Source organism: Microcoleus sp. Pol7_A1 (genome assembly GCF_036701085.1).
Lineage (GTDB): Bacteria > Cyanobacteriota > Cyanobacteriia > Cyanobacteriales > Microcoleaceae > Microcoleus > Microcoleus asticus.
In genome coordinates, this window is record NZ_JAUBQD010000135.1 from 1 (window position 1) to 3,772 (window position 3,772).

General features: G+C 38.7%; 5 protein-coding genes. 1 reads left to right on the top strand and 4 read right to left on the bottom strand.

The window, feature by feature from the left end:
- The first annotated feature begins 263 nt into the window (after window positions 1-263).
- A complete protein-coding gene (locus QUA20_RS31420) occupies window positions 264-812 on the top strand; it encodes a GrpB family protein (RefSeq protein ID WP_333194245.1) in 549 nt (182 codons plus the stop codon).
- 890 nt (window positions 813-1,702) lie between these two features.
- On the opposite strand, the gene QUA20_RS31425 is transcribed toward QUA20_RS31420, so the two are convergent.
- The 4 genes from QUA20_RS31425 to QUA20_RS31435 form a co-directional block, all read right to left on the bottom strand.
- A complete protein-coding gene (locus QUA20_RS31425) occupies window positions 1,703-2,047 on the bottom strand; it encodes a DUF2511 domain-containing protein (protein ID WP_333194246.1) in 345 nt (114 codons plus the stop codon).
- 668 nt (window positions 2,048-2,715) lie between these two features.
- Window positions 2,716-2,850, bottom strand: a complete 135-nt coding sequence (locus QUA20_RS32250) for a winged helix-turn-helix domain-containing protein (protein ID WP_445304739.1) — start codon at window positions 2,848-2,850, stop codon at window positions 2,716-2,718.
- Window positions 2,825-3,097 (bottom strand): hypothetical protein, encoded by a 273-nt coding sequence (locus QUA20_RS31430; RefSeq protein ID WP_333194247.1) that lies wholly within the window; start codon window positions 3,095-3,097, stop codon window positions 2,825-2,827. The genes QUA20_RS32250 and QUA20_RS31430 overlap by 26 nt, the downstream gene beginning before the upstream one ends.
- Window positions 3,081-3,212 (bottom strand): hypothetical protein, encoded by a 132-nt coding sequence (locus tag QUA20_RS31435; RefSeq protein ID WP_333194248.1) that lies wholly within the window; start codon window positions 3,210-3,212, stop codon window positions 3,081-3,083. Before QUA20_RS31435 ends, QUA20_RS31430 begins: the two co-directional genes overlap by 17 nt.
- Window positions 3,213-3,772: the final 560 nt, after the last annotated feature.

Consider the following 3,772-nt stretch of genomic DNA (forward strand, 5'->3'; position numbering starts at 1 on the left):
CTGAGTATGCTTTCATTGGTATAATATTATTTTTAGTCGATTCTATTGTACCTCATAACATCCGGAAGTGCTGTATCTCGCAGGGTGAGCCGGAGGAGTTGCGGGCAATCGGCTCTAAAAGTCAAAATAACTCAAGGTAACTCAAGGTAACTCAAACTGAGTCCAATTCCTACCGACTTCCAAGGATTAGTTAGGGGGGGAGAAGGCCACCAGTTCAAATGACACCGCAAAGCCCTATGGCATTTAATTCAACCTTACAAACTATGGAAGACCCTATTTTAGTTATTGATTACGATGCTGATTGGCCCCTCCTGTACGAGCAGGAAAAAAGCCACATTCTCGATGCCCTTGGCAATACCGTTGCGGATATCCAGCATATTGGCAGTACCTCCGTACCAGGACTAGCGGCGAAACCAGTTATCGATATTCTCTTGGGCGTAGAACATATATTACCTCAAACTACTCAGATTGCTGGCCTCAAAACTCTCGGATATCTCTACTGTGGGGAGCTAGGGATTCCAGGGCGGCACTATTTTCGTCGAGGAATGCCTCGCACCCATCAAATTCACTTAGTAAAGTTGAATAGTAAGTTTTGGGAAACACACGTCCTCTTTCGGGACTTCCTTCGGACGCACCCAAATGCCGCACAGCAGTATGAAGCCTTGAAGCGTGACTTGGCTGTCAAATTTCGAGCCGACCGCGATCGCTACACCGATAGCAAAACACCTTTGATTGAGCAACTGCTTGTCCAAGCTAGGGCATGGCGTAGCACTTGCAGCACGGTCAATTTGCAAAGAAACAACTTACAGTGATTCTCATTGATTCTTATTATTAAAAAATGACGGAAAAAGTCAGAACTCTGAGGAACCTAAACACATCGAGTTACCCAGAAAGCCCCTCGTCCCTGGTTGTCTCTTCAGTTTTTAAGCACGGAAGGGAAAGGCTAGCATTGATGATATTGCTAGTGGTATAGCTAGCGTTCAATAGTTTGGAATTAAATTCAACAACTTTGGTTAGCGCCCCGCAACTGTTATGGAGGCGCTAACCAAAATGGTTCAGGGCACAACTTCATTCCTTTTTTAAGTAGCCATTCGGGATTGACAAATTTAGAGTATGAGTTTTGTGGGGCAGGTTTCAAAATCGAAAAAATTGAGAGTTATTCTTCTGCATTAATCAATAGTCCGGACAGTTTTTATAGGGCCCAATGGCTTATGTTCTAAGACTTGGAGCCACTGTGGATAATTAAATCAATGTCAGCTCCACGCCTGACTTACATTTAATTCGACTTTTTTATGCTCCTTGCGCCGCGTAAGCTTGTAGTATCGTTCCAAAAACTGTCCGGAGTATTGATTAATAAGATTGTATCGTTTGCCATCAGGAGAAATAAAGAAAATAGACCGAGATTCCAAGGGTGACGCTACACAAACCAGGGTTCCACTGGGTACAATAAGGAGCCAATCCTTACTAATTTTTTTTTCTGTAATAAGTCGCTCCTTCTTTTGCGTCGTGCAACCTGTCACCAATAGCAATAAACTTATCGCTACACACTTTTTAAAACTCATTAGACTTGCTCCCAGTTTCTCTTACTTTTCTTAACGATGCGATGAATAAAAAAAGTTTTTGTTCTTCAATTTTTGCTATATATAGTTTGGATATAAGCACCCAAGTTGTAAGACTAGAATGCTTATTTACTAATAAAAAATTAGTTCGCACACAGTCTTAAACCTTCATCAAGCAACACACGGATGTCCATTTTTGCACGCGGGTTTCTGTACTCGGGCTTCGCCTTCACAAGTAGCTCAATCGGGCGGTACTGGTCTTGCTCTGTTCCTTCGGAGCTGTTGCCAACAAAATATTCGTAGCCCTCAAATAAAAAAATAATATTCCCTGCCTTACCGCTGAAACGAGTACACGACAATCTTCCATGAGGTACAGTGAGCGGCCATCGTTCTCCAAATTGTTTCTGTGTAATGAACATTTCTCTCTTTTCCGCGCAGCCTGCCGCCAACAGCAACAGAGCCATTATTCCGCATCTTTTCCAACTCATTTGATTTGCCCCTCAACTCCTCTTTTTTTTACTTACTAATTCTGGCATCATCTAGCCAAATTTTTATTATTCAGCTTTTGCTCTATAGCAATCCTAAATGGTTTTATCTTTATAAGTGTACTGATGAATTTTGGGGAAATAAAATTTATGTTCCTTAGTGAAGAACTCAAACAAAAACTTGACGATCTTAAAAGACATACATAAATACCAATACTTTGTTAAAAAGTTTTTAGCTTGTAACCAAATATATTCAACGGGATTCTGTTGGCGAATTGGGAGCAAATAAAATACAAGTTATTGACCAATATGACGGTTATTTATCACTATTTACTTATGCTAAAAATTCTTTAAATTCTCCATTTTTATGATAAACAACTCCCTCCCAACTCAAGATTTTTCTCTGTTTTATATATTTATTTTGTAAGTATTTTATGAATTTAACTGTTGATTTTTAAGCTTCAGATGAATAACTTTGAACGTGAAATTGTTTGCTTTGAAAATGAGCGTGTCCCCAAATAAGTTTGTCTATTTTTTTCATTGGTAATAGGAACTTCAATTATCCGCTGCGATTGACCCCAAATGTAGCCTGTCAGATCGCCATGAAGTAGATGACATTCATCTAAAAACAATACTATTATTTTCCCATATTCTATGCCTGCCTTGTTTTTCTATAAAATCTCGTTAATTTCTTCCCGCTTTTGTTTTACCAGTTCTTCATCGAATTTGGGATTAACTTTTTGAGGTTTTTTCCAACTAATATTCGCCCGAGCGAAAAGTTCATGCAGGGCTCTGTTTTGATTTATATATCACACCAAACTCTTGCTCTACATAAGTCACTAACTCATCTAAGTTCCAAGATTCTTTATTCTTTAACCACTCGACTACTACATCCGTTTGTCGTTTTGTAAAATACCCTTGTGAGCCTTTATATCCTAGTTTGATTCCTTCGATGCCTTTGGTTTTAAAAATCTTTTTCCAATAATCCACAAAGAATTCACTTACACCTAATATTTTGCTGATTTCATAGTAAAGCTTACCGGAGAGCGCCATCCTGACAGCTATTGCTCGTTTTAGTTCTCACAGCATCAATATCGCTTTTAATGAAAGATTCTAATTGGGCTATTTCTTTTTCCATATCTTTTTGTAAAAGTTGTAAGTTATTCATTTTTTTATTGTCACGATCGAGTATTGCATACTGGGGGGGTAACAACCAGCCTGAAACCCATACCTTTGTAAGGATTGAGCCAATGTGTGCTAAAAAAAGATAGGCAGCATAATTGTTACACGCTTGCCTATCTAAAAAATAATGATACCAACATTCTACCTCATTCATTTAAAAAAACAACTAAGTTCAGCTCAATTTAAACTGATTGGAATCTTGCTACCCTTGATACAATCAGAAAAACAAGTGAGATTAGAACGGCTCTCCCGGGTATTTCCCTATCCAATTACAACAGAAAGTCGGCGTAGAAAACTACAAAGATTTCTCGATTTGTCTCACTTAACTATCTCACTAATTTGGTTCCCATTAATTACTTATTGGTTGATTACTTATTGCCGTGTTGGTCAAACTTTATCAATCGCAATCGACCGCAGTCAATGGGGCCGCATTAATCTGTTTATGGTTAGCCCGATCTGGGAGCGAAGAGCAGGGTAAACGCATCTTAATTTCAACCTAAAACATGATAAGATTAAGTATTTAGCTAAATCAAGTGCGTAATTCAT